Origin of the sequence: Corallococcus sp. CA047B (assembly GCF_003612065.1) — a bacterium.
GTDB classification, from domain to species: domain Bacteria; phylum Myxococcota; class Myxococcia; order Myxococcales; family Myxococcaceae; genus Corallococcus; species Corallococcus praedator.
Map to the genome: position 1 here is coordinate 24,292 of NZ_RAWD01000028.1, position 24,600 is coordinate 48,891.

The following is a 24,600-nucleotide window of genomic DNA, read 5'->3' on the forward strand; positions in this document are numbered from 1 at the left end:
GGAGAAAGAGCCCTACCGCCCGACATGCGGGTCGTGGACCTGGCCGGTCGCTCGCTCCTCGCCACCCTCTCGATTTGACTCCGGGACGGAGAGGGTTAAATCTCCCTTCAAGAAATGAATCGAGATTCAAAATCTGAGGCGCCTGTCAAAAAGCTGCGCTCGCGCCTGAAGGAAGCCACCGCTGACGCCATCCTGGCGGCGGCCGCGGCGGTGTTCGCCCGGGAGGGCCTGCACGCGGCGAAGATGGAGTCCATCGCCGAGCAGGCAGGCGTGTCGGTGGGGACGCTCTACAACCACTTCACGGACCGGGCGGCGCTGCTGGAGGCGCTGCGCGCGAAGCGCCGGGAGGCGTTGCTGGAGCGGCTGGATGTCGCGCTGGCCCAGGTGGAGGGGCAGTCCGCCCGCGAGCAGCTCCGCGCCTTCGTGGTGGCGGTGTTCGCCCACGTGTCGGAGCACGACGCCTTCATGCGCGTGATGATGCAGCTGCCCGAGGACGCGGCCCGCACCCAGAACAAGAGCCGTGTCCTCGCGGAGCTGAACCGGCGCATGGAGCCCGTCTTCGCGCGCGGCATCCAGGCCGGGGAGTTCCGCGCGGAGGGCAGGGCGTTCTACCCGGCCCTGCTGATGGGCATGGTGCGCGGCGCGTTGGACCGCGTGCGCGAGGGCGACCGCGCGAACCCTCCCGCCTCGGCCTGGGCGGAGGAGGTCCTCCGCGTCTTCCTGAAGGGAATCGAGGTCTAGCGACATGGCGACTTCCGTCGCATCACCCGGAGCCCTGGCGGCCACACCCAAGGCCCTGCCGAACAAGTGGCTCGTCACGCTGTCGGTGACGTTCGGCACGCTGATGGGCGCCATCGACTCGTCCATCGTCAACGTGGCGCTGCCGCAGATTCGCGGCGCGGTGGGCGCCACCGTGCAGGAGATTACCTGGGCCACCACCGGCTTCGTCATCGCCACGGTGATGGTGATGCCGCTCACGGGCTTCCTGGGCCGCCTGTTCGGTCAGAAGCGCGTGTACCTGGCGTGTCTGGTGCTCTTCGTCGTGGGCTCGTTCCTCTGCGGCTTCGCGTGGAACCTGCCGACCCTGGTGCTCTTCCGCTTCCTCCAAGGGCTGGGCGCGGGCGCGCTGCAACCCACCGAGCAGGCCATCCTGCGCCAGACGTTCCCGCCCAAGGAGCAGGGCACGGCGATGGCCGTCTTCGCCATGGCTGTGATGGTGGGCCCGGCCATCGGACCGACGCTGGGTGGCTACATCGTCGACAACTTCCACTGGTCGTGGATCTTCTTCATCAACGTGCCGGTGGGCATCCTGGGCTTCTTCATGGTGGCCCGCTTCGTCCAGGAGGACGAACAGCTGCGCGCCACCGCGCGCGTGGAGGCCGAACGCCAGCGCAAGCACATGGACTGGGCCGGCATCACGCTGCTCTGCATGGGGCTCGCGTCGCTCCAGTACTTCCTGGAGGAGGGGCAGGCGGATGACTGGTTCCAGTCCCCCCTCATCATCGCCTGCGCGCTGTTCGCGGCCACGTGCCTCATCGCGTTCGTCATCCGCGAGCTGACGGCGGAGGCGCCCGCGGTGAACCTGCGCCTGTTCAAGGACCCGGTGTTCGCCTCCGGCACGATGCTCAGCGCGCTGGTGTTCGCGGTGCTCATGGCCAGCATGTTCCTCTTGCCGGTGTTCATGCAGGAGCTGCTGGGCTTCACCGCCACCCAGTCCGGGTTCGCGCTGATGCCCCGCACGCTGGTGATGCTGGTGATGATGCCCATTGTCGGGCGGCTGTACGGCAAGGTGCCGGCGCGGGTGCTGGTGGCCGCGGGCATCGTGTTCGCGGGCTTCGGCGCGTTCGAGATGAGCCACTTCTCGCTCGCCACGGGCTCCGGGAACATCATCAGCGCCATTGCCCTCCAGGGCGTGGGCTTCAGCCTGATGTTCGTGCCGCTCAGCGCCACGGCGCTCGCCAACATCCCGCGCGAGCGGATGGCGGACGCCACCGGGCTCAACTCGCTGCTGCGCCAGATTGGCGGCTCCATGGGCCTGGCCATCTTCACCACGCTCCTGTCGCGCTACACGGTGACGGCCAAGGCCTCCATCGCGGCGCACCTGAACCCGGAGCGCTGGGAGGTCGCGGGCCGCATGGCCGCCACCCAGCAGGGGCTCATGCAGCACGGCCTGGATGCCGCCGGCGCGAAGGCGGCCAGCCTCCAGATGATGGTCGGCTCGGTGTCCCGGCAGGCCATGGTGCTCGCCTTCGACAAGCTGTTCGTCCTCGCGGCGCTGATGTTCGTGGTGGTGCTGCCGCTCATCTACTTCCTCAAGGCCGCTCCCAGCGGCGGGGGCTCCCACGAGAAGCCCCACATCGACGTGGAGATCTAAGCCATGGCAACGACAACAACGGCCCCCCAGCTCGTCCCCGAAGCGGCGCCCGCGCCCTCCGCCGAGGCGCAGGCGAAGCGTGGCAAGCGGGGCTTCTTCATCCTGGGCGCCGTGGTGGCCTTCATCCTGCTGTCCCTGGGCGGCTTCAAGCTGCTCACCGCAGGGCAGGAAACCACCGACGACGCGCAGGTGGAGGCGGACGTGGTGCCCCTGTCCGCGCGCGTGTCCGGCCCGGTGGTGAAGGTGGCCCTGGCCGACAACGCCACCGTGCACCAGGGCGACGTCATCCTCCAAATCGATCCGCGCCCCTACGAGGCCCGGGTGAAGCAGGCGGAGGCGGAGCTGGAGTCCGCGCGCGCCCAGGCCGTCGCCGCGGACGCGCAGGCCACCGTGGCCGCCGCCGGGGCGAAGGGGGGGCTGTCCAGCGCGAGGGCGCTCGTCACCACCAGCAACTCCGCGGTCAGCAGCGCCCAGGCGCAGGTGGCCTCCGCCCGCGCGGCGGTGTCCCGGGCCGAAGCGCAGGCCCGCAAGGCGGCGTTGGATCTGGAGCGCGCGAAGAGCCTGCGCGAGCAGAACGTCGTGGCGCAGAGCGCGCTGGATGATGCGCAGACGGGCCACGACACCGCGCAGGCCGCGCTGGAAGGTGCCCGCGCGCAGCTCACCCTGGCGGAGGAGGGCCGGCGCACCGCGGAGAGCAAGGTCGCGGAGGCGCAGGGCCAACTGGATGTGAGCGCTCCCATCGACGAGAAGATCGCCGCCGCCCAGGCCAACGCGGCGCTGGCGCACGCCCGGGTGAAGGGCGCGGAGGCGGCGCTGGACCAGGCCAAGCTCCAACTGGAGGACACGCGCATCGTCGCCCCGGCGGACGGCCAGGTGTCCAAGCTGTCCGTGCACGCGGGACAGCTGCTCACCGCCGGGCAGGCGGTGGCGGAGCTGGTGCCGCTCACCACCTACGTGGTGGCCAACTTCAAGGAGACGCAGGTGGGCCACATGCACGCCGGCCAGCGCGTGGAGGTGGAGCTGGATGCCTTCTCCGGTGAGAAGCTGGAGGGCAGGGTGGAGAGCCTGTCCGGCGGCACCGGTTCACGCTTCTCGCTGCTGCCTCCCGACAACGCGTCCGGCAACTTCGTGAAGGTGGTGCAGCGCGTGCCCGTGCGCATCACCTGGGTGCACCCGCCGGAAGGACTGGCCCTGCGTGCCGGCCTGTCCGCTGACGTCACGGTGCACACGAAGTAGTCAGCACCGGGGCTGCACGAAAGGCGCCGCGCTCCTTCGCAGGAACGCGGCGCTTCTTCATGCCCTCACAGGTCGACGACCCTCTCCACGTCCGCCCACGAGGGCGAAGAGCACCTCTCCGCCCGGGGCCACGAACGTGCCGTATGACCGCACTGGTAGATGCCCTGAGCGTTGTTGGTGACGCGGCCGTAAGACACGCCGGTCTGCCCCGACACGACCAGCTCGTTGTTGTTGAAGAAGGCCGCCCCGAGCAGGCGCTCGTTGTTGAGCGCGGTCCCCACGACATTCGGTGACGCCGCGCCGCCGGGCACTTCGAGAATCCCGGTCTGCTTCAGGTGGATGCCCTGCGAGGACAGGACGACGTTCTCGACCAGTTCATAGATGGCGTAGTCCCGGGTCGGGAGGCCCGTCATGGAGCCATCCGCGTCCTTGTACCAGCGGAGCCAGCCAATGGGCCCGAACGCCACGTCCTGCCGATGGTAGATGGGCTGGAGGTCGTCGAGGTTCGGCGTCGCGTCGTGCTCGGATTCCGCGAGGCAGCGCCATGCGGAGATCGCGATTCAGGGCGGCGGATGCGATCGGCTTCAACATGGACGGCCTCGGCTGTGCTGTGATGGACAACCGGTACGGTGCCATCGCAAGGCCGGATGCAACCGGACTCACGCCGCGCCGACGCGGGGTGTAGGGAACGCCGTCGTCGGATCGTCCTTTGAGCGATCAAGGAGCAGGACATGACCATCACCATCACCGCCTTTGAACGCTCGCCCGATCGCGGCAGGGGACTGGCGCGGGACATGCGGGTGCGCTGGGCGCTGGAAGAGGTGGGCCAGCCCTACGACGTCCGTCTGCTGTCGTTCGATGCGATGAAGGAGCCCGCGCACAAGGCGCTGCATCCGTTCGGTCAGATCCCGACCTATCAGGAGGGCGATCTCGCCCTGTTCGAGTCCGGCGCGATTGTCTTCCACATCGCGGAGCGCCATGCCGGCCTGCTGCCGGAAGATGCGAATGGCCGCGCGCGCGCGATCGCGTGGATGTTCGCGGCGCTCAACACGGTCGAGCCGTCGATCTTCGACCGCAGTCTGGTGATGATCCTAGAGCGCGACCAGCCCTGGTACGAGCATCGCCTGCGCGCGCTGGACGACATCATCCGGAAACGGCTGGAGGATCTCTCCGCGCGCCTCGGCGACGCTGACTGGCTCGACGGCGCCTTCAGCGCGGCCGACATTCTCATGGTGACGGTCCTGCGCAGGCTGCAGGGGTCGGGCATTCTCGAGGCGTATCCGAACCTCGCCGCCTATATCGCCCGCGCCGAAGCGCGGCCGGCCTACAAGCGTGCGTTCGCTGCGCAACTGGCGGTGTTCAACGCCGCCCCGCCGACCGGGTGACGGCGCGCGGGCTTACGCCTTGGGCAGACCCGAAAGCAACGGCATCACGTCCACCGCGTCGCACGGGAAGATCGTGAAGTGCGGATGATTTTCGAACAACTTCGCCGCGGCTTCATGCGACGGCGCGCGCACGACGACGAAAACGGTCAGCTCGTTCACGACGTCCGCCACGCCATCCGGCGACGTCCGCTTGGTTTTGCCGAGCGGGCCGCCCTCGTAGACGATGACGTCCCGGTGCTTCTCGTCCCAGGCCCTCAGGGCGGAGAAGCCTTCTTCGTCCTTCGCGCGCCGTTCGTCGTCGGACATCGCATACCAGGCCCGCCAGCGCGGACTCATCTTGTTGCTGAGGAAGACCGCGAGATAGGTGCCGTCCGTGCTCATGCATTCGCCTCTCTTTGCGCTTGTGCGTGAGAGGCTCGCCGGGAACAACAGCGTCAACCGCCTTCCGGGAGCGACCGGGATGGTTTGCTTGACGCGGAAGAGACCGCGCGCCGTGTCGGTGGCGTCGACGTGCAAGCGGATGGTGCCGGGGAAGGGCGTGTCACGCGGCGCCTTGATGGGCGGCGGCATGGGCGCGGGTTGGGGCAGCGGCCAGGACTGGGATGCGGAGGGTGCCTGCGCGTGCGCCACCGTTTGCGAGGCAGCGAATTGGAGGGCGAGGTCCGCCTGGGGTCGCCGCAGGACTTCGCCGAAACCTGGCTGCCCCGGGTGCTCAGCACCTTCGCGCGCGCATCCGGCGGTGCGCATCGAGGTGCGCACCGAGCGCAACGCCCAGCGTGGCGGATCGCGTTCGCGAGCCCGAGCCTCGCGGGCCTGTGGGCGGCGGCCGAGGCGGGGCTTGGCGTGACGCTGCGAACGGCCTTCGGCCTGCCGAAGACGCTGGCCGTGCTGGAGCCCGGCGCCTCGGGCCTGCCCGCGCTCGGGAGCATTCCGGTGCACCTGCTCAGGGCCGAACGGGAGCCGAGCAAGACCGTGGCCCAACTGGCCGGCATCCTGCGTGAAGCGCTCGCGCAGGAGCTGACGACACCCCGACGGGCGCGGCCGCGCGGCGGGGGCTGACGCCCGGCCGCGCCGCTCCTCGGCCTCTGCACACCCGCCACGCACCGCAGTCCCTGCGTAGAGGAGGGACGGGAGCCCTGTTGAGGGAGAGGGCTGGAGCCGAGGAGCCGAAGTAGGCGGCTGACGGGGCCCCCAGGCTGTGCGCCAGGCCGGCGGGGAGGCCGGGCAGGCCATGGAACCGTCAAGGGGCCGCGCGTGTCTCAATGGGTCCATGCCGGAGGTACATCCTGCTGCCCTCCCTCTTGTTGAGCCTGCTCGCTGTGACGCCCGTGCCGGTGGTGGAGATAGAGGTATTCGTGCCGTTGTGCGACAACGCCTTGATTGCGTGCGGGCGCGGCCCCGCGGGCGATCCCCGCTCCCTGGAGGCGAATCTCTACTGGGGCGCGGCCTACGGGGCGGAGCGCTTCCTCTCGCGGGCTTCCGGGTTCCGGGTTCGGAGCCGCCGTGATGGCCCGGCGGACTCCGCGGTGCTGCGCGAGCTCGTCATCGAGCGGGCCGCCGCCCACGGTGAGCGGCCTGTCCGGCTCCTGCTCCATGCCTATGCGGGAGACCGGATTGACAGCGCACTGGAGGACTTCCTGCGCGCCGCCGCGGGTGCGAGCCAGGCCGACCTCGTGGTCTGGGCCGGACATGACCGACTCATGGACCGCTCCCCGCCCGGGATTCAGCCCCTCCCTGGTGAGACGCCCAGGCCCGTTGTTGTCCTGGCCTGCATGAGCGAGCAGTTCTTCGGGCCAGTGCTGGAGCCACTGGGAGCCCGGCCGGTCGTGCTCACCCGAACCCTGATGGCGCCCGAGGCCTACCTTCTCGAAGCGTTGGCCTCCGCCACTGCGCGGCATGGCCTGACGGAGCCAGCAGCCCTGCGCACCGCGCTCGTCGACGCCTATGCCCGCTACCAGCGAATCACTCGCCGTTCGGCCAGTTCGGTCTTCTCCAGGGTGCACCCGGCTCAAGCGCTGCCCCGCGATGCAGCAACGCCCGCGGCGCCGTCCACGGCCCCTCGAAGCGCGCCTGCCCCATCGCCGGCTGGACGGTAGAGACGGCATGCGTAGACGGCGTGCCGTGGCCATGTCCCCTCCGACGGACCTGCATCCCCGGCAATCAGCAGCCGGGCCTGGTCCTTGATGATGAGGTTCCCCTTCACGGAGACGTGCGCGGCCTCGATATACGCTCACGAAACGAACGGCATGGCCTTCAGCAGCTTCGAATGACGATGGGGACCCACGACTTGAAGAATGCATTCCGAGGTGTCGTGCACAGTGGCTGCTTCATCGACGAGCGCAACCTGGCGCTGGTCGTCAGCCACCCGCATCCCGACAATGACCACGGAGGCGGGCCGGGCCCCGTCGAGGAGTGGAACGGGCCCTACGACCCGGAAGCGTTCCAGAGTCTCATCGACTCCGACTTCGACCCCGACGACGTCCGCTTCGAGGTCGACAGGTTCCAGCACGTGGCGGTGTGCACGGAGGGAACCTGGACGTTGGAGGAACTGCCGGGCGCTGGAACCATTGAAGCGCTGTACCGGCAGGGCACCAGCAGTCTGGGCGCGCTGCTCTCGTACGGCGGCTCGGCCTTCCATGCCGCCATTCGCGAGCGCGACGGAGGCCGCTGGGAGGTCCTTGAGTACCAGGGACTGCCGGCGGGGCTCGTCGAGACGCGTGCGTGTTTCAGCGGTGCTGACATCGTGGTCGCCGGGAGTCTGTCGTACGCGCCCGACGCTCCGTCCGAGGTGGGCCTGCTCATGCGCGGCGATGGGGGCATGACCTGGACGCAATCGCTGGGACAGGTCCCAGGGCGGGTGCTCGCGCTGGACAGCTGTCCCGGAGAGGACGGAACGAGAATCCTCTACGCCGGAGGCAGGGGGCTCTGGATGCACGCGGAGGGCCGCTGGCGGGAGGTGCATTCCTACCTGAGCGGCGAAGTGGCCTACCTGCGCTGCTTCCCCTCGGGCGATGTCATCGCGGGCACGACGCGAGGCGACGTCATCGCCGGGAAGGGGGCGGACTGCCGCGTCATCGCGCGGGTGGGCCCCATTCATTCCGCCGAGCGGTGGGCAGACAGCCTTTACGTCGCGGACCCGGACCGGGTCTACCGCCTGGGCACGTCCGGCATCGAGCGTTGCGCCATTGCCCTGGTGGATTCCGTCGGCCAGCTGCCCACCGTGGGCAGGGTGTCCGCGGGAGGCGGCCGCCTCTGGTTGGCGGGGAGCCACGTTCTCGCATCGAGCGTTGACGGCATGGCCTGGACGACGCACCCGGTGCGCTGAGCGCCGGCCCAGGGGAGACCGCTTCAGTCGAGCCCGCTCTTCCCCGCGAACCCGTACGCCTTCACCTGCTGCGCCGCGTCCACCCCGTCCGCGCGGAGCCGTGAGCGCAGCGCCTGGAGGGGCTGCGCCCTTCCCGTCATGACGAGGTGCGCGCCCGGCCGCTGCTCCAGCGCCGCGCGCAGGCGCTCCGCCACCGCGGGCAGGTGTGCCTCATCGGGCGCCCGCTTGATGACGGCGCTCCCGGACAGCTTGAACGCCCGCAGCACCGCCTCGGACTCGTCGCGGGAGGAGACCTCGAACGCCCTGCCTGACGTGTCAGCCGCCCTGCCTGACGTGTCAGCCGCCCTGCGAGAGCTTGAAGCATTCCCCAGAGCGAAGTGAGCGCCAACGGCCCTTTGATGGACTCCAAGTGGCCGAACTCATGGGGGTCGAGTTCAAGAAGGAAGGGATGTCTCAGGCGAGGACTCGCGCGGGCCTGGACTGGCATTTCACTTGCAGTGTGCCTGTTCACTTGGGTGCCCATCAGCCTGCGCACCGCGGGCAATGGCCCTGGAATTGATCACTGAAACAGATTCAAGCAACAGGCTTTGACAACAGCAAGGAACGTCAAGATGAAGAGCACGCTTCGAATCATCAGCACCTGCGCCTGTGCGCTGGCGCTGGCGACGACACTCGCCTCATGCATGAAAACCATGCCCCCCGGAAACAACAACCCGGATCCAAAATTTCCGGGGGGGGCACCCATCACAGTGACAGATTTGACCACGAGCGCCACTCTACCCGCTGAGCCACCGCCTTACGACGGCAGCATCAGTCGCGAGGAATATGCCCGCTTTGCCTGGCGGCAGTTCATCTATTTGAACTCCCCCGTCCAGCGGATCTATGATCCTTCCCCTCCCGCGGGGATGATTGCGGTGGTTCGGGGCACTATCTCTGCCGATCCGGAATACACCTTTCTCGACTCCGGCTCGCCAGACTTCTACGAGACAGGCACCCGTAAATTTGGTGGACCCTTCCCCCTGGGTCGCAATCACCTGATCTGGGAAACCTTTGCTCACCGCTCCGAGTTGTTCCCCGCGAACGCGCCTCCCAAGGGCGATCTGAAATCCCTGAGCCCTCAGTACAACTTCGCGAATGTCACGGTCGGTAGAGTGTCCGACATGATCCGGTTCAACAACCTCGACGAAAACACTCAGATCAGTCAAAACCAGATCTTTTTCCCGAAAAACGGAAGCACGCCGTCAGCCAATCCATATGACGATCATATGATCTTTTTCGAGGCCAAGGTGAATCAGGCAGAGCATGACTATATCAAGAAGACCTTGGGTAATACCTACCCCGAAGAAGCCGACGTCCACAACGCCATTCCACGCATTGAATTTCCTCCCAATGTGGGCAGTCCTGTGCCTGCCGGTGCGCAGAGTGCTGATGAGTCCATCGAAGTCAAGGCGGCCTGGCGGGAGATGACTGATGAGCTGATCAAATCACGCCGCTACCATACAGCCGAGGCCACGTACTACGTCAATGGTGGGAACGGTCCTGAACCGCGGGTGGGCACTTTCGGTCTGGTCGGCCTGCACATCCTGCGCAAGATGAAAAACTACCCCGCCTTTATTTATACCACGTTCGAGCATGTAGATAACTTGCAGAAGCCGGATAAGAGCCCTACCGGGCTGTATGTCGTTACCCTCTACGACACAATGAATTACAAGCCGCCGATCACCAAGCCTGTGCAGGCCATGGTCAATACGGGGGCCGGCCACTTCCAGTCGGTTGCGCTACCCCTGGAAGGCCAGGTGAACGCAGCCAACGGATATCCGATCATTGATGGGTCATTCCAAGTGCGTCCGCCCTTGGCAGGCCCGATCACGGTCGAGCCGTCACAGGCCATGACAATCGCCGTCAATAATGTCAATGCCGAAGTCCTTCAAGCCATGGGCAAGGATGATGAGTTCGAGAAAACGGTGTGGCCGTATTATCGCCTCGCGGGAATTCAGATTGTACCCGTGAATGAGAACAGCGTCACCTCCACGGGTGAGCCCGATCCGCTGACCGAGGACTTCTACCTGGCAAACACTGTGATTGAAAGCAGCCGGTCTGGTGTCCAGTTGTTCAAAGGCGCGGTCGCGGATCCTGGCCTTCGCGGCGCAGCGCCGAATCAATTGATCAACGACCGCAGCAAGCCGAATGTCCGGCAAGTGCGGGGATTGGACCCGAGCACCTACGACACCGTGGTGATGGGTGGATGTATGGGTTGCCATGGCAATGCCCAATACCCCAGGGACCCAAACAACAATGAGCTCGGTCCGACAATCTTCAACTTCCTGACCAGTGAGGACACCTTGTCGGGCAAGGGCTTTGGGGTCGATGTGCGGCCTGAACGCCTTGGGGAGCCGAGGACAAACACTCACGCGTATATAGAGTAAGAGAGCCCTGGCGTTGCTTGTCAGCCGACCCGCGCGCAAGAGTTCAGGGTGACGATTTGCCCCAGTGCTTTCGCGCGGCGTCCGGGACGTCGAGGAGCGCACGGTTCAGGCCGGGGAGTCCCGCGGGCCCATCGTGGTCGGCGCGGCCGTCGGCGGGCGGGCGCCCCGCGCCGGTCGCGTGCAGATCCGCTCGCCCTTGCTGCGCGCAATCTGGTAGCTGGCTGGCTCATGACCGAGACAAAGTTCACGCGCTCCGGCGTCCGCCTTCGTCGGCATTCCGAACGGCCGGGCGGCTTGAACTGGCTGCTGCTCCCCGGCGGTCCGGGGATCGGGTCGGAAAGCCTGGAGGAACTCGCCGCCGCGCTCGAGGTTCCGGGCGCGATCTGGCTGGTCGACCTGCCGGGGGACGGCTCCAACCGCTCGCCGCCCGGCGCGCCGGCCGACGTCTTCGATGTCTGGCCCACGGTGGTCGTCGAGGCGGCGCAGGCGGTCCCCGATCCCGTCTTCGTCGGCCATTCGACCGGCGGAATGTACCTTCTCGCCACGCCGGAGCTCGCGCCGCACCTGAAAGGGCTGGCGCTGCTCGATACGGCGCCGGATGCCAGCTGGCATCCGCGCTACGTCGAGATGGCCCTCGCCTCGCCGCTGCCGGAGGTCGAGGCTGCCATGGCCGTGTACGAGGCCGACCGGTGCGACGCCAACATCACGGCCATCACCGTGGCGTCCGCGCCCTGGAACTTCACGCCTGCCGGCCTGCAGGCCGGCCGCGAGCTCCTCGCGCGCATGCCCTACAACAGCGCCGCCGTCGATTGGTCGGACGCCCACTTCGACCACGTCTATGCTGCCCGTTGGTGGCCGGCGGACATCCCAATCCTGCGTCTTGCGGGGGCGCAAGACCGCATTGTCTGGCAGGGCGGCTGGGACGCGCCGCGGTATTGCACGCCGAACGTCATCGAGCGCGCCATCCCGGGCGCCGGCCACTTCCCCTGGATCGAGAACCCGGACGCGGTGCGCGCGGCCTTCGCCGACTTCAGCCGCCGGCTCGTCGGCTAAGGCCAGGCGTCTCGGCGCGCTCGTCTCGTCGGGCCTCGGGCCTCGTCCGGACGCTCGTGCAGCCGTGCTCGACGCGCGCCTCGAACTCGAATGGCACGTCAAGGCTCTCCATGCCCGCAGGCTCGAAGGGGCATGACGGGCGCGTCGATGACCGCCACCTCGGCCAGTCCTGCGCGGGCATGAGTGGCGCGCCCAGCACGGCGCCCGAGCTTGTCGAGATGTCCCGAGGGCCGCTGAAGCTGTGCCCCGTGTCGTCAGACGTGTGGGTCGAGGAAGCCCACCACGGCCTTCAGGAACTCCGCCGGCCGTTCGACGTTCGACAGGTGTACAGCGGGCAGGACCTCAAGCCGCGCGCCGGGAATGGCGGAGGCAATCTCTTCGCCATGGCGGGCGGAGGTGACGGTGTCGTGCTCGCCTGCGATGACCAGCGTCGGGTTGCGAATCAGCGTGAGGGTGCGGCGCAGGTCCGCGTCGCGCACCGCGGCCCAGCTTCCGGCCACGCCCTCGCGCCGCGTGGCGAGCAGCGTGCGGCGGAACGGCTCGACGACCTTGTCGTTCGCCTCAAGCATGGCGGCCGGGAACCAGTTGCGCAGGAACATCTCCGCTGTGGCCCGCATGTCGGGGGCCGCCAGAAGCTCCGCGATCGCGCGGTCCCATTGCTGCGCCGGGCCGAGGTATGCGGCGGTGTTGGCCAGCACCAGGCGGTCGACGCGCTCCGGCGCATGAATCCCCAGCCACTGCGCGACGAATCCGCCGAGGGACAGGCCCAGCACGTGCACCCGCTGTAGGCCCGACGCGTCCAGCAGCTCCACCACGTCGCGCCCCAGCCGGTCCAGCGAGTACGGACCGGTGGGGACGCCGGAGGCGCCGTGGCCGCGCGCGTCGTAGCGCAGCAGCCGGAAGTGCTCGGTGAGCGCCGGCACCTGGGCGTCCCACATGTGGAGGTTGGTACCGATGGAGTTCGAGAGCAACAGCACCGGCTTCTGTAGCGCGCCGTCGAAGCGGTAGGCGATGCGCACGCCATCGCCGGTGGTGATGAAGGAGGGGGGCTGGGATTCCATATCGGCTCCAGGAAGGTGATGAGAACGGTCTCATCCATAGGAGCCGGGCGGCCGGAGAGACATTACAAAGTTTGAGATGAGCGTGTAGCTTTCTCCGACAATGACCGGCTTCACACTTCATGAGTTGCAGTGCTTCGACGCCGTCGTGAGCGGCGGAAGCTTCCAGGCCGCGGCGGAGCGGATGCACCGATCGCATCCGTCGGTGTTCGCGGCAGTGGCCAAGCTGGAACAGCAGCTGGGCCTGAGCCTGTTGGACCGTTCGGGCTATCGCGTGCGCCTCACCGAGGCCGGGCGGGCTTTCCATCGCAAGGCCCGCACGTTGCTGCGCGAGGCCGAAGAGCTGAGCACGCACGCCCAGCAGCTCGCGATGGGCGAGGAGGCAGAGCTGCGCGTGGTGCTCGGGGACCTGTGCCCGCTGCCGCCGGTGCTGGCGCTGCTCAGCCGCTTCTTCGCGCAATGTCCGCAGACGCGGCTGCATCTGCAGTTCGAGGCGGTGAGCGGCCCATGGGAGCGGCTGCTGGAGGACGAGGCCGACCTCATCGTGCACCGTGTACCCAAGAGCGACGTACGGATGGAGTGGATGGATTTGGGCCGAGTCGCGCTCGTGCCGGTGGTGGCGCCGGGTTTCCTTCCCTTCCAGCCGAAGACCGCCATCACGCCGCGGCAGATGCAAGCCTTCACCCAGTGCGTGCTCCGGGACTCGGCGCGGCATCCTCCCGAACAGGGCCACTTCCTGGTCGAAGGCGCGCCTCAGTGTTCCGCGCCAGACCACCTCATGAAGAAGGAATTGGTCCTGCACGGCATGGCGTGGGGGCATCTGCCGCGGTTCATGATCGAGGCCGAGTTGCGGGACGGACGCCTGCGGTCCATTGCCGGACGGCACTTTCCCGGCGTCATCGAGGAACTCGTGGCAGCGCGCCGGCGTGACCGGCCGCACGGGCCGGTCGCCAGCCGGCTGTGGGGCTTTCTGGCTGGCCATGCACCGGTGCTGCGGCCCGTGCTGGGACGCGTGCCCCGGGCGAAGGGAGGCTGACGGGCGCGCCGTCGAGGCCGGGGGCGCCGACGCTACCGGTGCACGAAAGCTTTACGCACGGGAGCGCGGCGCCGGCCCGCCATCACCTCCCGTCACGCACTGAGACCGGCCCGCTATCGGACGCGGATGCGCCCGTCATCCCGCGCGCGCAGGACGGCGTCATGCCCCGCGCTCCCGCCGGAAGGACTGGCCCTGCGCGCCGGCCTGTTCGCTGGCGTCACGGTGCACACGAAGGGGTCAGGACCGAAGCCGCACGAAAGGCGCCGCGCTCCTTCTCGGGAACGCGGCGTTTCTTCATGCCCTCACAGGTCGACGACCATCTCCACGTCCGCGCGCGAGTAGCCCGTCGCGGCCGCCAGCTCCGGGCCGCTGCGCGTGGTGACGAAGCCGTGCTTGCGGTACAGGCCCAGCGCGGGTGCGAGCGCGCTGTTCGTCACCAGGTACATCCGCCGGGCGCCGCGCTCGCGGGCCGTGGTCAGCGCGGCCCGCATCAACGCGTCCCCCAGGTCCCGGCCCCTCGCTTCCGGGGACACCGCCATCTTGCACAGCTCGTACGTGTCGCCGTCCGCCTTGCGCAGCGCGCACGTGCCCAGCACCCGGCCGTCCACGAGCGCGAAGAGCACCTCACCGCCCGGTGCCACGAAGGTCCCGTGCGGATCCGTGAGCGAGGCCAGGTCCGAGCCCTCGATGTGGAAGTCCTTTTCAATCCACTGGCGGTTGAGCCGTTCGAAGTCCGAGCGGAAGGCTTCCCGCCAGGTGACGACCTCGACGGTGGACGGAGGAGGGGAGGACATGGGGCTCACGCGGTGGCGGTGGGGGCCGCGGGCTTCTTGCGCAGGAAGAGCGCGAAGATGAGCACGACGATGCTGATGCCTCCGAAGGTGATGAGGCCGTCCGCCGCGATGCTCGCGCGCGTGCCGATGCCCCGGAACGCCGACGCGTGTCCGTCCAGCGCGGTGGTGTAGCTGATGGCGAAGTTGGAGGCCGCGACGAACAGCGAGTACTTCGTCGTCACCGCCGCGCCCTCGCTCACCATCTCCAGCACCATGCCCGCGAAGGCCGCGAAGGCCGCGCCGTTGGCGAAGCTGTACGCGAGCGTGCCCCAGATGTACGTGGTCGTCGTCATGGGCGCCGCCGCCATCGCGAAGGCGCACAGGCCCGTGGCCCCGCCCATCAGCGCGTACGCGAGCTTGCGGTTCATCCGGTCCGACAGCCAGCCGCCCACGAGCGACCCCAGCGCGCCCAGGATGCCCATGCCCAGGCCGTTCACCAGCTCCACCGTGTGCTCCGGCACCTGGTAGTCGTGGGCCATCGCGCTGAACAGGTTGGTGAGCGCGCCGCAGGCCACCGGCGCCAGACACAGCACCAGCATGATGATGCCCTCGCGGCTGAAGGCCGTCTTCGCCAGGTCCCCCACGATGCCCTTCACCCGCTCCCACGCGACCTTGAGCAGCGGCCCGGTGGGCACCGTGGACGGGTCATGTCGTTCGGTGATCCAGAAGATGCCCGCGCCGCTCGCCAGCACCAGCGTGGCCAGCACGATGCCCGCCACCTGCCGGGAGAACTGGCTCGCGAGGAAGATGGCCAGCGCGCCCAGCAAACTCGTGGAGCCCACGTTGCCCGCCATCTGCCAGCCCGCCGTGCGCCCCTTGTCCTCCAGCTTCGACGTCGTGGCCATCAGCCCGTTGAGCGCCGCGTGCGCCGTCGTGGACGCCGCCTGCAACGCCGTCAGCAGCAGCGTGAAGACGCCCAACTGGTGAGCGGGATCCGGCAACAGCGCGCACGCCAGGATGAGCAGCGCGGTGAGCAGCGTGCTCACGCCGTACCAGACCCGGCGCCAGGGCCCCAGGTCGATGAGCGGCACCCACAACAGTTTCCACGCGTGCGGCGAGAAGGCCGTGCCCGACAGCACGCCAATCTGCGCCAGCGGCATCCCGTCCTTCGCCAGCCAGTACGGCACCGCCGTCTGAAGGAAGCCCACGGCCGCGCCGAACTGGACCTCCAGCAGGCCGAACAGGGGAGGCCACGACCAACGCTCTTCGGCGACCGGTGCGGTGGCCGGAAGGGCCGTCTCGGGTTCAATCAAGGGCAACGCTCGGGGGTGGGAACGGCGGAGGGTGGGATTCTAGACAGCTCCGCCGTTCAGCAAAGCGCGACGCACCGCGCCGTCGCCCGTGCGCACCGTGTGGGAGGGTGGCCCTGACGGGCGGTCCTGGTTTGCAGGGAAAGGCAGGACTAGCTTGCCGCCGCTGCCTCCCCCAACCCCGAGCTCAAGATGACGCTGAAGACCCGCCTGCTGGCCGCTTCCGTGGCCAGCCTGTTCGCCGCCGCGCCCGCCGCGGCCAAGCCGCTGGATGGCGCCAGCACGGACGTGATGATCCAGGGCTTCCACTGGAACTCCGCCAGTGCCGGCGGCTGGTGGAACACGGTGAAGAACAACGCGGCCACGCTGAAGTCCGCGGGCTTCACCCTGGTGTGGCTGCCGCCGCCGTCCGACGCGGCCTCCACCCAGGGCTACCTGCCCCGGCAGCTCAACGTGCTCAACTCCAGCTATGGCACGGAGGCGGAACTCACCGCCGCGCTGGCCGCGCTCAACGCGCAGGGCGTGAAGCCCATCGCGGACATCGTGGTGAACCACCGCGTGGGCACCGCCAACTGGGCGGACTTCACCAACCCCACCTGGGGCGGCTGCAACACGGTGGCGGCGGGCGACGAGTGGGCCACGGCCTGCGGCAACGCCGACAGCGGCGAGGGCTACGCGGCCGCTCGCGACCTGGACCACTCGCAGGCCATCGTCCGCGCGGACCTGAAGACGTGGATGAACAGCCGCCTGAAGGGCGTGGGCTTCGCCGGGTGGCGCTTCGACTTCGTGAAGGGCTTCGCGGGCTCCTACGTGAAGGAGTACGTGGACGCCACCGCGCCGTGGTTCTGCGTCGGTGAGCACTGGCCCACGAACTACTTCGACGCGAACAACCCCGACAACTGGAGCCAGCAGATCGGCAACTGGGTGACGGCGAACGGTGGCACCTGCGCCGCCTTCGACTTCTCCACCAAGGGCCTGCTCAACGACGCGCTCACCAACAACAACTACTCGCGCCTCAAGACGGCCGCCGGCAAGCCCGCGGGCTTCATCGGCCACTACCCGAAGGGCGCCGTGACGTTCGTGGACAACCACGACACCGGCCCCAGCGAGTCGTGCGGCAACGCGCAGAACCACTGGCCCGTGCCGTGCGCCAAGGTGATGCAGGGCTACGCCTACATCCTGACCCACCCGGGCATCCCCAGCGTCTACTGGGCGCACTACTTCAACTGGGGCCTGGGGAACGACATCAAGACGCTGATGACCGTCCGCAAGACGGCGGGCCTCACCTCCGAGTCCGTCGTCAACATCCAGCGCGCGGAGGCGGGCCTGTACGCGGCCGTCATCGACAACAAGGTGGCGGTGAAGATTGGCGGCACGGCCTGGAGCCCGTCCGGCACCGGCTGGACGCTGGCCGCCTCCGGCACCGACTACGCCGTGTGGACCCTGGGCGGCACCACGCCTCCTCCCACCACCGCCAACGTGGAGTTCGTGTGCAACAACGGCACGACCGTGATGGGCCAGAACGTCTACGTCACGGGCAGCATCACGGAGCTGTCCAACTGGAGCGCGACGGGCACCACCAAGATCCTCAGCCCCACCGCGTACCCCACGTGGCGCGCCACCTACGCCATGCCCGCCAACACCTCCATCCAGTGGAAGTGCGTGAAGCGTGACGGCGCCGGCAACGTCGTCTGGCAGGGCGGGGGCAACAACACCGTCAACACGCCCGCCGCCGGCGGCAGCATCACCGCCACCGCCAGCTTCTAAGACGCCGAGACAGGCGCCCCTGTTGCACAGCTTGCCGGGGGCGCCTGTGTTTCACCTGTTGCTTGAGTTCCCGTCTTCAAGCTGTCACAGGGGCCGCTTCACTCCCCGGGCGGGCCCCTCCCGCCCCCTTGAACGAAGGCGGAAGCGATGAAGCGTGGAATGGCAGTGCGTAGCGCGATGCTGTGGATGTCCGCGGCGGGCCTCCTGGGCGCCTGTGGTGGCCCGCCGGAGCAGACCCCGGCCCCCGAGGCCGGCGACACGGTGACGACGGCGACGCAGTCGCTGGTGCCGGCTCCGCCCACGCCGTTCGACTCCTTCATGTCCGTCCGGGGCCCGCTCGCCGTGGGCAGCGCGGTGGCGTCGAACACCGGCACGTCGGCGAACTATGAGGCCTACACGCTCACCGTCGCGGCGCACACGCAGGTGGCGCTGGAGGTGACGCACCTGGGCACCGGCGTGGGCGTGGACACCGGCCTGTTCGTGTACGGGCCCAAGACGCAGTACGGCTACGGCTACCGCCCGCTCTTCGAGGACGACGACTCCGGCTACGGCGAGCTGAGCAAGATTCCGCTCGCGACCTTCGACGCGGCGGGCGAGTACCTGGTGGTGGTGGGCTGGAGCAACGGCCTGGGCAAGCAGTACCGCCTCCAGGCCGCCTGCGTGGGCGGCGCGTGCGTGGCGAATCCCACCCCGGCGCCGACCAACGCCCCGGTGACGCTGGCGCAGTTCCCCCTGGAGGGGAACCTCCAGGCGCTGCTCAACGGGGGCAATGCGTACCGCGAGGACATGTACTCCTTCCTGGACCGCTATGACTTCGCGTGGCCGTACTCGACGCCCGCGTCCCTGGACTCCGCCGCGGCGGCGGTGCTCGCGAAGAGCGAGTACCGGGGCTACCGCTCCGACACGGCCCCGGTCACCTCCACGTACGCGGCCTTCCAGTCCCGGATGTACGGGCAGTTCCAGCCGCTGCACCCGGCCATCCTCGACACCTACGGCGAGCTGGGTGCGAACGCGCAGGTGAAGAGCTACTTCCGCGAGTTCAGCACCGGCCCCAACGGCGATAACTGGCGCACGCTCAACATCATCCTCCTGCCCGTCTCCCGCCACGTCCTCGTGTACGAGCAGACCGCGCACGAAATCTGAAGGCGCGCCCCAGCACGCTGAAAACGAAACCGCCCTCCTCTCCACGTCGGGAGGGGAGGGCGGTTTGCTGTTTCAGGCGCTGTCAGCTCAGGGCGCGTGGGCCGCCGGCAGGGCTTCCACTTCGCTGGACCGCTTCGCGTCGCCCCGCAGCTTCTGCATCAGCACGTAGAGGCCGGGGATGAAGATGAGGTTGACGATGGTGGACACCAGCATGCCGCCGAACACCGCGGTGCCCAGCGAGTTGCGCGCCGCCGCGCCCGCGCCCGACGCCGTCATCAGCGGCACGACGCCCAGGAGGAACGCGATGGACGTCATCAGGATGGGCCGCAGCCGCACCTCCGCCGCCGTCACCACCGCCTCCAGGGAGCTCTTGCCCTGCTCGCGCAGCTGCTCCGCGAACTCCACGATGAGGATGGCGTTCTTGGAGGACAGGCCCACCAGCATCACCAGGCCCACCTGACAGAACACGTCGTTGGCGAAGCCGCGCGCCACCTGCAACCCCAGCGCGCCCATGATGGCCAGGGGCACCGACAGGATGATGACGAACGGGAGGCTGAAGCTCTCGTACTGCGCCGCCAGCACCAGGAACACGAAGAGGATGCCCAGGCCGAAGATGATCATCGTCTGCCCGCCGGACTCCTTCTGCTCCAGGCTGATGCCCGTCCACTCGGAGGCCATGCCCTGCGGCAGCACCTGGTTGGCCACGCTCTCCATGGCCTCCAGCGCCTGACCGGACGACACGCCGGGGGCGCCCTGGCCGTTGATCTCCACGGAGCGGAACAGGTTGTAGTGCTTGATGACCTGCGCGGAGACGATGGGCGTCACCTTCACCAGCGACTCCAGCGGAATCATGTCCCCGGTTTCGGTGCGCGCGTAGAACGAGCCGATGTCCGACGGGCTGTCGCGGAACTGCTGCTCGGCCTGGACATAGACGCGGTACGTGCGGCTCGCGTAGTTGAAGTCGTTGACGTACTGGCTGCCCATGTAGAGCTGCATCACGCCGAAGATCTGCTCAATGGGCACGCCCAGCGCCTTGGCCTTCTGGCGGTCCACCTCCACGTCGAGGATGGGCGTGTTGGCGTTGAACGGGGTGAAGACGCCTCTCAGGCGGCCCTCCTCGTTGCCCTTCTGCACCATCTCCTGCGTGGCGTTGGCCAGCTCCTCCAGCGAGTGGCTGCCGGCGACGTCCTCCACGATGAACTGGAAGCCGCCCACGCTGCCCACGCCTCGGATGGCCGGGGGCTGGAAGGGGATGACGCGCGCGCTGCCAATCTTGCCCAGCGGGCCGCGCAGCCGCTCCACCAGCGCGGCCACCGACTGGTCCTTGCCCTTGCGCTCCTCCCAGGGCTTCAGCGCCGTGAACACCGTGGCGTAGTTGGACCCGTTGCCGTTGGGGGAGAAGCCACCGATGGCGAACATCACGTTCACCTCCGGCTGGGCCTTGAGCACGGCCTCCGTCTCCTGGAGCACCTTCTCCGTCTGCGCAAGCGACATGCCCTCCGGACCCTGCACGGAGATGATGACGTAGCCCTGGTCCTCGTCCGGGATGAAGCCCGTGGGCGCCGCGCGGAAGAGCATCACCGTGGCGCCGATGCAGGCGAGGAACGCCACCAGCACCAGCAGCGGGTAGCCCAGCAGCTTGCGCAGCCCCTTGCCGTAGGTGTCGCGCGTCCAGTCCAGCACCTGGTCCACCTTGCGGAAGAAGACCCACTTTTCCCCGTGGTGGTGCTTGAGCAGCCGCGCGGACAGCGCGGGCGTCAGCGTCAGCGCGCAGAAGGTGGACAGGGCCACCGACGCGGCGATGGTGAGCGCGAACTGGCGGTAGATGGAGCCCGTGGTGCCCGGGAAGAGGGCCACCGGGATGAACACCGCCACCAGCACCACGGAGATGGCCACCACCGCGCCGGCCACCTCCTTCATGCCCTCGCGCGCCGCCTGCATCGGCGACAGGCCCTTCTCCGCCATCAACCGTTCGATGTTCTCGATGACCACGATGGCGTCGTCCACGACGAGGCCCGTGGCCAGTGTCAGGCCGAACAGCGTCAGCGTGTTGATGGAGAAGCCCATCAGGTAGACGAACGCGAACGTGCCAACCAGCGAGACGGGCAGGGTGAGCGCCGTGATCAGCACGCTCCTCCACCCGTGCAGGAACAAGAAGATGACCAGGATGACGAGCGCGATGGCCTCGATGAGCGTGTGCACCACCTCGTTGACGGAGGCGCGCACGGCCAGCGTGGTGTCCGTGCCGGTGCGGTACTCCAGGCCCGGCGGGAACGCCTGCGACAGCCGATCCAACTCCTTGATGACGCCGTCGCGCACGTCCAGCGCGTTGGCGGTGGGCAACTGGAAGATGGCCATGCCCACGCCGGTGCGGCCGTTGAAGCGCAGGAGCGTGGCGTAGTTCTCCGCACCCAATTCCACGCGGCCCACGTCCTTCACGGTGACGGCGCGGCCGTCCGTGTTGCGCATGAGGACGATGTCGCCGAACTCCTCCGGCTCAATCAGGCGGCCCCGGGCGCGCACGGCGATCTGATACGGCTGCTCGTCGCTGGAGGGCGGCTGGCCCACCTGGCCCGCGGCCACCTGGAGGTTCTGCTCCTGGAGGGCTCTCACCACGTCCTGGGGCGTGAGCTGGCGGCGGGCCAGCTCCGTGGGGTCCAACCACAGGCGCATGGAGAACTTGCGCTCGCCGAAGATGCGCACCTCGCCCACGCCGCGCACGCGTTTGATGGCGTCCTTGAGGTTCACGTCCGCGTAGTTGGACAGGAACTTCGCGTCGTAGCGGTTGTCCGGGCTGGACAGGCCCACCGTCAGCAGCATCTGGCTGGAGGCCTTGTTCACCACGATGCCCGTCTGGTTCACCTGCGCGGGCAGACGCGCGGCGGCGCGGCTGACGCGGTTCTGCACGTCCACGGCCGCGACCTCGATGTTGCGCGTGGGCGCGAAGGTGACGGTGATGGTGCTGGTGCCGTCGTTGCTGCTGGTGGAGGTGATGTAGCGCATGTCCTCCACGCCGTTGAGCTCCTGCTCCAACGGGATGGTGACGGCGGCCTCCACCACCTCGGCGCTCGCGCCGACGTAGGTGCTGGTGACCGTCACCTGCGGCGGCGCCAGATCCGGGTACTGCGCGATGGGAAGCGTGGGGATGGCGATGAGCCCCACCAGCGTCAGGATGATGGAGCAGACGATGGCGAAGACGGGCCTGCGGATGAAGAAGTCGACGAACACGGGGTGACGCCCTCTCTCGAAACGCCTAGCGGCTGCCGCCGGTGGTGCCGCCCGCCGCGGGCCGGGGCGCCATGGCACGGGTGGGGACTTCGTCCGCGCGCGCCGTGCCCGGCGCCTGCGCGGGTTCGTTGGGGGCGCTGACCTGCTTGGGAATCACGGCCATGCCGTCCTTCAGCATGTGCAGCGAGGACACCGCGACGAGGTCGCCCTGCTTCAGGCCGCCCTCCACCACGTAGGACATGTCGCCCAGCGTGCCCAGCGACACCGGGCGGCGCTCCACCAGCGTCTTGCCGTCCTTCTTCTCCACCACCATCGCGAAGGGCTGCCCGCTCTGGCGCACCACCGCGAGCGCCGGAATCTGGAGCGCGTCACGCGTGGAGTACACCAGCCGCGCGCGCAGCAGCTCGCTGGGGCGCAGGCCCACGGTGTTGCGGAAGGCGGCCTTCACCTCCACCAGCTGCGTGCGGGGGTCCGTCTGCGGCGCCACGTAGAAGACGGTGCTGGAGAGGATGAGCTTGCCCTGCTGATCCAACAGCTCCAGCACGGTGTCCGGCTTGAGCGAACGGGCGCGGAAGGCCGGCACCGACACGCTGACCTCCAGCGCGTCCGCCTGGGCCACCGTGGTGAGCGTCGTGGTCGCGCCCACGAAGTCACCCACGCGCACCAGCACGTCCCCCATGGTGCCCGCGAACGGCGCGCGAACGACATGGAACTGCAGCTGCACCTGGCGCTGGGCCACCGTCGCGCCGGCCGCGCGCTGGGCGGCCTCCGCGGCCTTCACGGCCGCCTGGGCGCGCTCCAGCTCCTGCACGCTCGCGAGGCCTTCCTTGTTGAGGGATTCGGTGCGCGCCAGGGTGCGGCGCGCCAGCTCCAGGTCCACCGCGGAGGAGCTCTGCTGGGCCTGGGCGCTGTCCAGCGCCGCGGTCTCCTGGCGCGCGTCCACCTCCACCAGCGGCGTGCCCGCCTCCACCTTCTGGCCGGGCCTCACGTGGATCTTCCTCACGTAGCCGGCCACCTGCGGCAGCACGGTGACGCTCTGCCGCGACAGGAGCGAACCCAGGTACTCCCCGGTGTCGCGCACCTCGTGCGGCGCCAGCGCCACGACCTGCACCTCGCGCGGCGGGGGGGCGGTCTTCACTTCCGTCTTGCCCGAGCACCCGGCCGCGCCGGCCACCAGGGCCGCGCCAAACAGCGTCTTCGTCAACAGCGCCTTCAGGGGGCGCACCCTCGTCACCAGTCGCACCGGGCCTCCGTGAGGAACGCATCCAGGCGGGCCTGGACGAGCTCGAATTCCCTCAAAACCAAAGCGAGCTGGGCCTGGCGGAGGGCGGCTCCGCTCTGCACCAGCTCCAAACTGCCACCGCGTCCCACCTCAAAGGCCCGCCGGGTGAGCCGGTCGGTCCGGTCCGCCAGGTCGAGGGACTCGGCCGCCGTCTTCAACAGCGCCTCGGACACTTCCACTCCACGCCGTGCGCGAGAAACCTCCACGCCCACGCTGCGGCGCGCGGCCTCCAACTGCTGCGCGGCCTGCTCCTCCACGCCCGCGCGCTCCCGGACGAGGCCGCCGCGAAGGCCGCCTTCCCAGAGGGGGACGGACAGCACCGCGGACACATTCCACAGGGCGAAGCGGCCGAAGCCGGGATCCGTGGTGAGGCCCAAGAGCGTGCTGCTCACCCCCACCGTGGGCAGATAGCCCGCGGAAGCCTGCCGCCGGCTGTCCCGGGCCGCGTCCACGTTGGACTTCGCGGCCTGCAGGTCGGCCCGGGCGCCCAGGTCCTGAAGGGGAGAGCAGTCCCGGCGCGTCTGCTCCACCAGCCCGGACAGGTTGAAGTCCGGGTTGACGCCCACGCCGTGGTCCGTGCCCAGCGACAGGCCCAGCGACTCGCGCGTGCGGCGCAGCTGTTCATCACCGGCCACCAGCGACTGCCGCGCCAGCGCCACGTCCTGGCCCACCCGCACCACGTCCAGCTGCGTGCCCGCGCCCAGCTCGAAGGAGCGCTGGGTGAGGGCCTGACGCTCCAGCGCCTGACGCAGGCCCACCCGGTTGATCTCCGCGGCGCGCTCGGCGGCCACCGTGGCCACCAGCACCTGCGCCAGCCCCTGGGTGAGCCGGCGCTGCGTGTCCTTCAGGCTGGCCACCGACGACAGCTCTGATGCCTGCGCTGACGACAGGCCCCGCCATGCGCCTACATCCACCACGGACTGGGTGAGCGACACGGACAGCGTGCCCAGGGGCGCGCTGGGGACCTTGGTGCCCGCGCCTCCCGTCGTACCTCCACCCACCACACCGCCGCCGGGGGCGGAGGGGCTGTCCGGATGGAGCACATCGAACCCCACGCCCGCGGAGGCCCGCGCGTTGGGCAGCAGCAGCGACAGCGACTGGCGCCACCGGCCCTGGGCGCGCTCCACGCCCGCCTCGGCGTTGCGCAGGTCCGTGGAGCGCTGGCGCACCAGCGTGAGGGCTTCGTCCCACGTCTTCACCTGCT

Annotated in this window: 21 protein-coding genes; 12 read left to right on the forward strand and 9 right to left on the reverse strand. The window is 68.8% G+C overall.

The genetic code is table 11. The features are described 5' to 3' along the window. Positions 1–114 precede the first annotated feature (114 nt). Genes D7X74_RS07415 through D7X74_RS07425 form a run of 3 tightly spaced genes read left to right on the forward strand, consistent with a single transcriptional unit; the run spans position 115 to position 3,610 of the window. Positions 115–741, forward strand: a complete 627-nt coding sequence (locus D7X74_RS07415; protein WP_120532223.1) for a TetR/AcrR family transcriptional regulator — start codon at positions 115–117, stop codon at positions 739–741. A gap of 4 nt (positions 742–745) precedes the next feature. Continuing rightward, the gene (locus D7X74_RS07420) at positions 746–2,374 is read left to right on the forward strand and encodes a DHA2 family efflux MFS transporter permease subunit (protein ID WP_120532224.1); all 1,629 of its coding nucleotides are present in this window, start codon (positions 746–748) and stop codon (positions 2,372–2,374) included. A 3-nt stretch (positions 2,375–2,377) separates the two neighbouring features. After that, on the forward strand, positions 2,378–3,610 hold the full coding sequence (locus tag D7X74_RS07425; protein WP_120532225.1) for an HlyD family secretion protein: 1,233 nt from the start codon (positions 2,378–2,380) through the stop codon (positions 3,608–3,610). 65 nt (positions 3,611–3,675) lie between these two features. Here the strand turns inward: D7X74_RS07425 and D7X74_RS07430 are convergent, their stop codons facing one another. Beyond that, a complete protein-coding gene (locus D7X74_RS07430) occupies positions 3,676–4,023 on the reverse strand; it encodes a hypothetical protein (RefSeq protein ID WP_147444258.1) in 348 nt (115 codons plus the stop codon). A 318-nt stretch (positions 4,024–4,341) separates the two neighbouring features. Between D7X74_RS07430 and D7X74_RS07435 the strand changes: the two genes are divergently transcribed. Next, a complete protein-coding gene (locus D7X74_RS07435; RefSeq protein ID WP_120532227.1) occupies positions 4,342–4,995 on the forward strand; it encodes a glutathione S-transferase family protein in 654 nt (217 codons plus the stop codon). 12 nt (positions 4,996–5,007) lie between these two features. Here the strand turns inward: D7X74_RS07435 and D7X74_RS07440 are convergent, their stop codons facing one another. Beyond that, the gene (locus tag D7X74_RS07440; RefSeq protein ID WP_233602006.1) at positions 5,008–5,565 is read right to left on the reverse strand and encodes a hypothetical protein; all 558 of its coding nucleotides are present in this window, start codon (positions 5,563–5,565) and stop codon (positions 5,008–5,010) included. Between the two features lie 51 nt (positions 5,566–5,616). Between D7X74_RS07440 and D7X74_RS07445 the strand changes: the two genes are divergently transcribed. From D7X74_RS07445 to D7X74_RS07455, 3 genes are all read left to right on the forward strand, one after another. Next, on the forward strand, positions 5,617–6,054 hold the full coding sequence (locus D7X74_RS07445) for a hypothetical protein (protein ID WP_147446491.1): 438 nt from the start codon (positions 5,617–5,619) through the stop codon (positions 6,052–6,054). 242 nt (positions 6,055–6,296) lie between these two features. Continuing rightward, positions 6,297–7,091: a hypothetical protein gene (locus D7X74_RS07450; RefSeq protein WP_233595420.1), complete on the forward strand. Its 795-nt coding sequence runs from the start codon at positions 6,297–6,299 to the stop codon at positions 7,089–7,091. Positions 7,092–7,282: 191 nt separating this feature from the next. Next, complete coding sequence (locus D7X74_RS07455; RefSeq protein ID WP_147446492.1) at positions 7,283–8,320, forward strand: hypothetical protein; 1,038 nt, start codon at positions 7,283–7,285, stop codon at positions 8,318–8,320. 23 nt (positions 8,321–8,343) lie between these two features. On the opposite strand, the gene D7X74_RS07460 is transcribed toward D7X74_RS07455, so the two are convergent. Continuing rightward, positions 8,344–8,586, reverse strand: coding sequence for a hypothetical protein (locus D7X74_RS07460; RefSeq protein WP_199741786.1), 243 nt, complete (start codon positions 8,584–8,586; stop codon positions 8,344–8,346). A 345-nt stretch (positions 8,587–8,931) separates the two neighbouring features. Here D7X74_RS07460 and D7X74_RS07465 point away from each other — a divergent pair, with 345 nt between their 5' ends. Beyond that, a complete protein-coding gene (locus D7X74_RS07465; protein WP_120532231.1) occupies positions 8,932–10,746 on the forward strand; it encodes a hypothetical protein in 1,815 nt (604 codons plus the stop codon). 228 nt (positions 10,747–10,974) lie between these two features. After that, positions 10,975–11,799, forward strand: a complete 825-nt coding sequence (locus D7X74_RS07470; protein ID WP_120532232.1) for an alpha/beta fold hydrolase — start codon at positions 10,975–10,977, stop codon at positions 11,797–11,799. 254 nt (positions 11,800–12,053) lie between these two features. Here D7X74_RS07470 and pcaD read toward each other — a convergent pair whose 3' ends face one another. Then, positions 12,054–12,860: a 3-oxoadipate enol-lactonase gene (gene pcaD, locus D7X74_RS07475; protein WP_120532233.1), complete on the reverse strand. Its 807-nt coding sequence runs from the start codon at positions 12,858–12,860 to the stop codon at positions 12,054–12,056. 100 nt (positions 12,861–12,960) lie between these two features. On the opposite strand from pcaD, the gene D7X74_RS07480 reads away from it, so the two are divergent. Further along, positions 12,961–13,893: a LysR family transcriptional regulator gene (locus tag D7X74_RS07480; RefSeq protein ID WP_120532234.1), complete on the forward strand. Its 933-nt coding sequence runs from the start codon at positions 12,961–12,963 to the stop codon at positions 13,891–13,893. Positions 13,894–14,195: 302 nt separating this feature from the next. Here D7X74_RS07480 and D7X74_RS07485 read toward each other — a convergent pair whose 3' ends face one another. Both D7X74_RS07485 and D7X74_RS07490 read right to left on the reverse strand, forming a co-directional pair. Further along, entirely contained in the window at positions 14,196–14,687 is a 492-nt protein-coding gene (locus D7X74_RS07485; RefSeq protein WP_120532235.1) for a GNAT family N-acetyltransferase, read from the reverse strand. Positions 14,688–14,692: 5 nt separating this feature from the next. Further along, positions 14,693–15,979: an MFS transporter gene (locus tag D7X74_RS07490; RefSeq protein WP_120532240.1), complete on the reverse strand. Its 1,287-nt coding sequence runs from the start codon at positions 15,977–15,979 to the stop codon at positions 14,693–14,695. 189 nt (positions 15,980–16,168) lie between these two features. Here D7X74_RS07490 and D7X74_RS07495 point away from each other — a divergent pair, with 189 nt between their 5' ends. Next, on the forward strand, positions 16,169–17,743 hold the full coding sequence (locus D7X74_RS07495; protein ID WP_120532236.1) for an alpha-amylase C-terminal beta-sheet domain-containing protein: 1,575 nt from the start codon (positions 16,169–16,171) through the stop codon (positions 17,741–17,743). A gap of 159 nt (positions 17,744–17,902) precedes the next feature. Next, positions 17,903–18,886 (forward strand): hypothetical protein, encoded by a 984-nt coding sequence (locus D7X74_RS07500; RefSeq protein WP_233602007.1) that lies wholly within the window; start codon positions 17,903–17,905, stop codon positions 18,884–18,886. 87 nt (positions 18,887–18,973) lie between these two features. On the opposite strand, the gene D7X74_RS07505 is transcribed toward D7X74_RS07500, so the two are convergent. The 3 genes from D7X74_RS07505 to D7X74_RS07515 form a co-directional block, all read right to left on the reverse strand. Next, on the reverse strand, positions 18,974–22,114 hold the full coding sequence (locus D7X74_RS07505; protein WP_120532238.1) for an efflux RND transporter permease subunit: 3,141 nt from the start codon (positions 22,112–22,114) through the stop codon (positions 18,974–18,976). A 25-nt stretch (positions 22,115–22,139) separates the two neighbouring features. Beyond that, the gene (locus tag D7X74_RS07510) at positions 22,140–23,348 is read right to left on the reverse strand and encodes an efflux RND transporter periplasmic adaptor subunit (protein ID WP_370450724.1); all 1,209 of its coding nucleotides are present in this window, start codon (positions 23,346–23,348) and stop codon (positions 22,140–22,142) included. After that, the coding region (locus D7X74_RS07515) for a TolC family protein (protein WP_147446493.1) at positions 23,345–24,600 on the reverse strand (1,256 nt) is incomplete at its 5' end. The genes D7X74_RS07515 and D7X74_RS07510, both read right to left, overlap by 4 nt.

Excerpts from the sequence above, each read along its gene's own strand:
- D7X74_RS07415 (WP_120532223.1), top strand. The coding sequence starts at position 115 with ATGAATCGAGATTCAAAATCTGAGGCGCCTGTCAAAAAGCTGCGCTCG.
- D7X74_RS07420 (WP_120532224.1), top strand. The coding sequence starts at position 746 with ATGGCGACTTCCGTCGCATCACCCGGAGCCCTGGCGGCCACACCCAAG.
- D7X74_RS07425 (WP_120532225.1), top strand. The coding sequence starts at position 2,378 with ATGGCAACGACAACAACGGCCCCCCAGCTCGTCCCCGAAGCGGCGCCC.
- D7X74_RS07430 (WP_147444258.1), bottom strand. The coding sequence starts at position 4,023 with ATGACGGGCCTCCCGACCCGGGACTACGCCATCTATGAACTGGTCGAG.
- D7X74_RS07435 (WP_120532227.1), top strand. The coding sequence starts at position 4,342 with ATGACCATCACCATCACCGCCTTTGAACGCTCGCCCGATCGCGGCAGG.
- D7X74_RS07440 (WP_233602006.1), bottom strand. The coding sequence starts at position 5,565 with ATGCCGCCGCCCATCAAGGCGCCGCGTGACACGCCCTTCCCCGGCACC.
- D7X74_RS07465 (WP_120532231.1), top strand. The coding sequence starts at position 8,932 with ATGAAGAGCACGCTTCGAATCATCAGCACCTGCGCCTGTGCGCTGGCG.
- D7X74_RS07470 (WP_120532232.1), top strand. The coding sequence starts at position 10,975 with ATGACCGAGACAAAGTTCACGCGCTCCGGCGTCCGCCTTCGTCGGCAT.
- pcaD (WP_120532233.1), bottom strand. The coding sequence starts at position 12,860 with ATGGAATCCCAGCCCCCCTCCTTCATCACCACCGGCGATGGCGTGCGC.
- D7X74_RS07480 (WP_120532234.1), top strand. The coding sequence starts at position 12,961 with ATGACCGGCTTCACACTTCATGAGTTGCAGTGCTTCGACGCCGTCGTG.
- D7X74_RS07485 (WP_120532235.1), bottom strand. The coding sequence starts at position 14,687 with ATGTCCTCCCCTCCTCCGTCCACCGTCGAGGTCGTCACCTGGCGGGAA.
- D7X74_RS07495 (WP_120532236.1), top strand. The coding sequence starts at position 16,169 with ATGACGCTGAAGACCCGCCTGCTGGCCGCTTCCGTGGCCAGCCTGTTC.
- D7X74_RS07500 (WP_233602007.1), top strand. The coding sequence starts at position 17,903 with ATGGCAGTGCGTAGCGCGATGCTGTGGATGTCCGCGGCGGGCCTCCTG.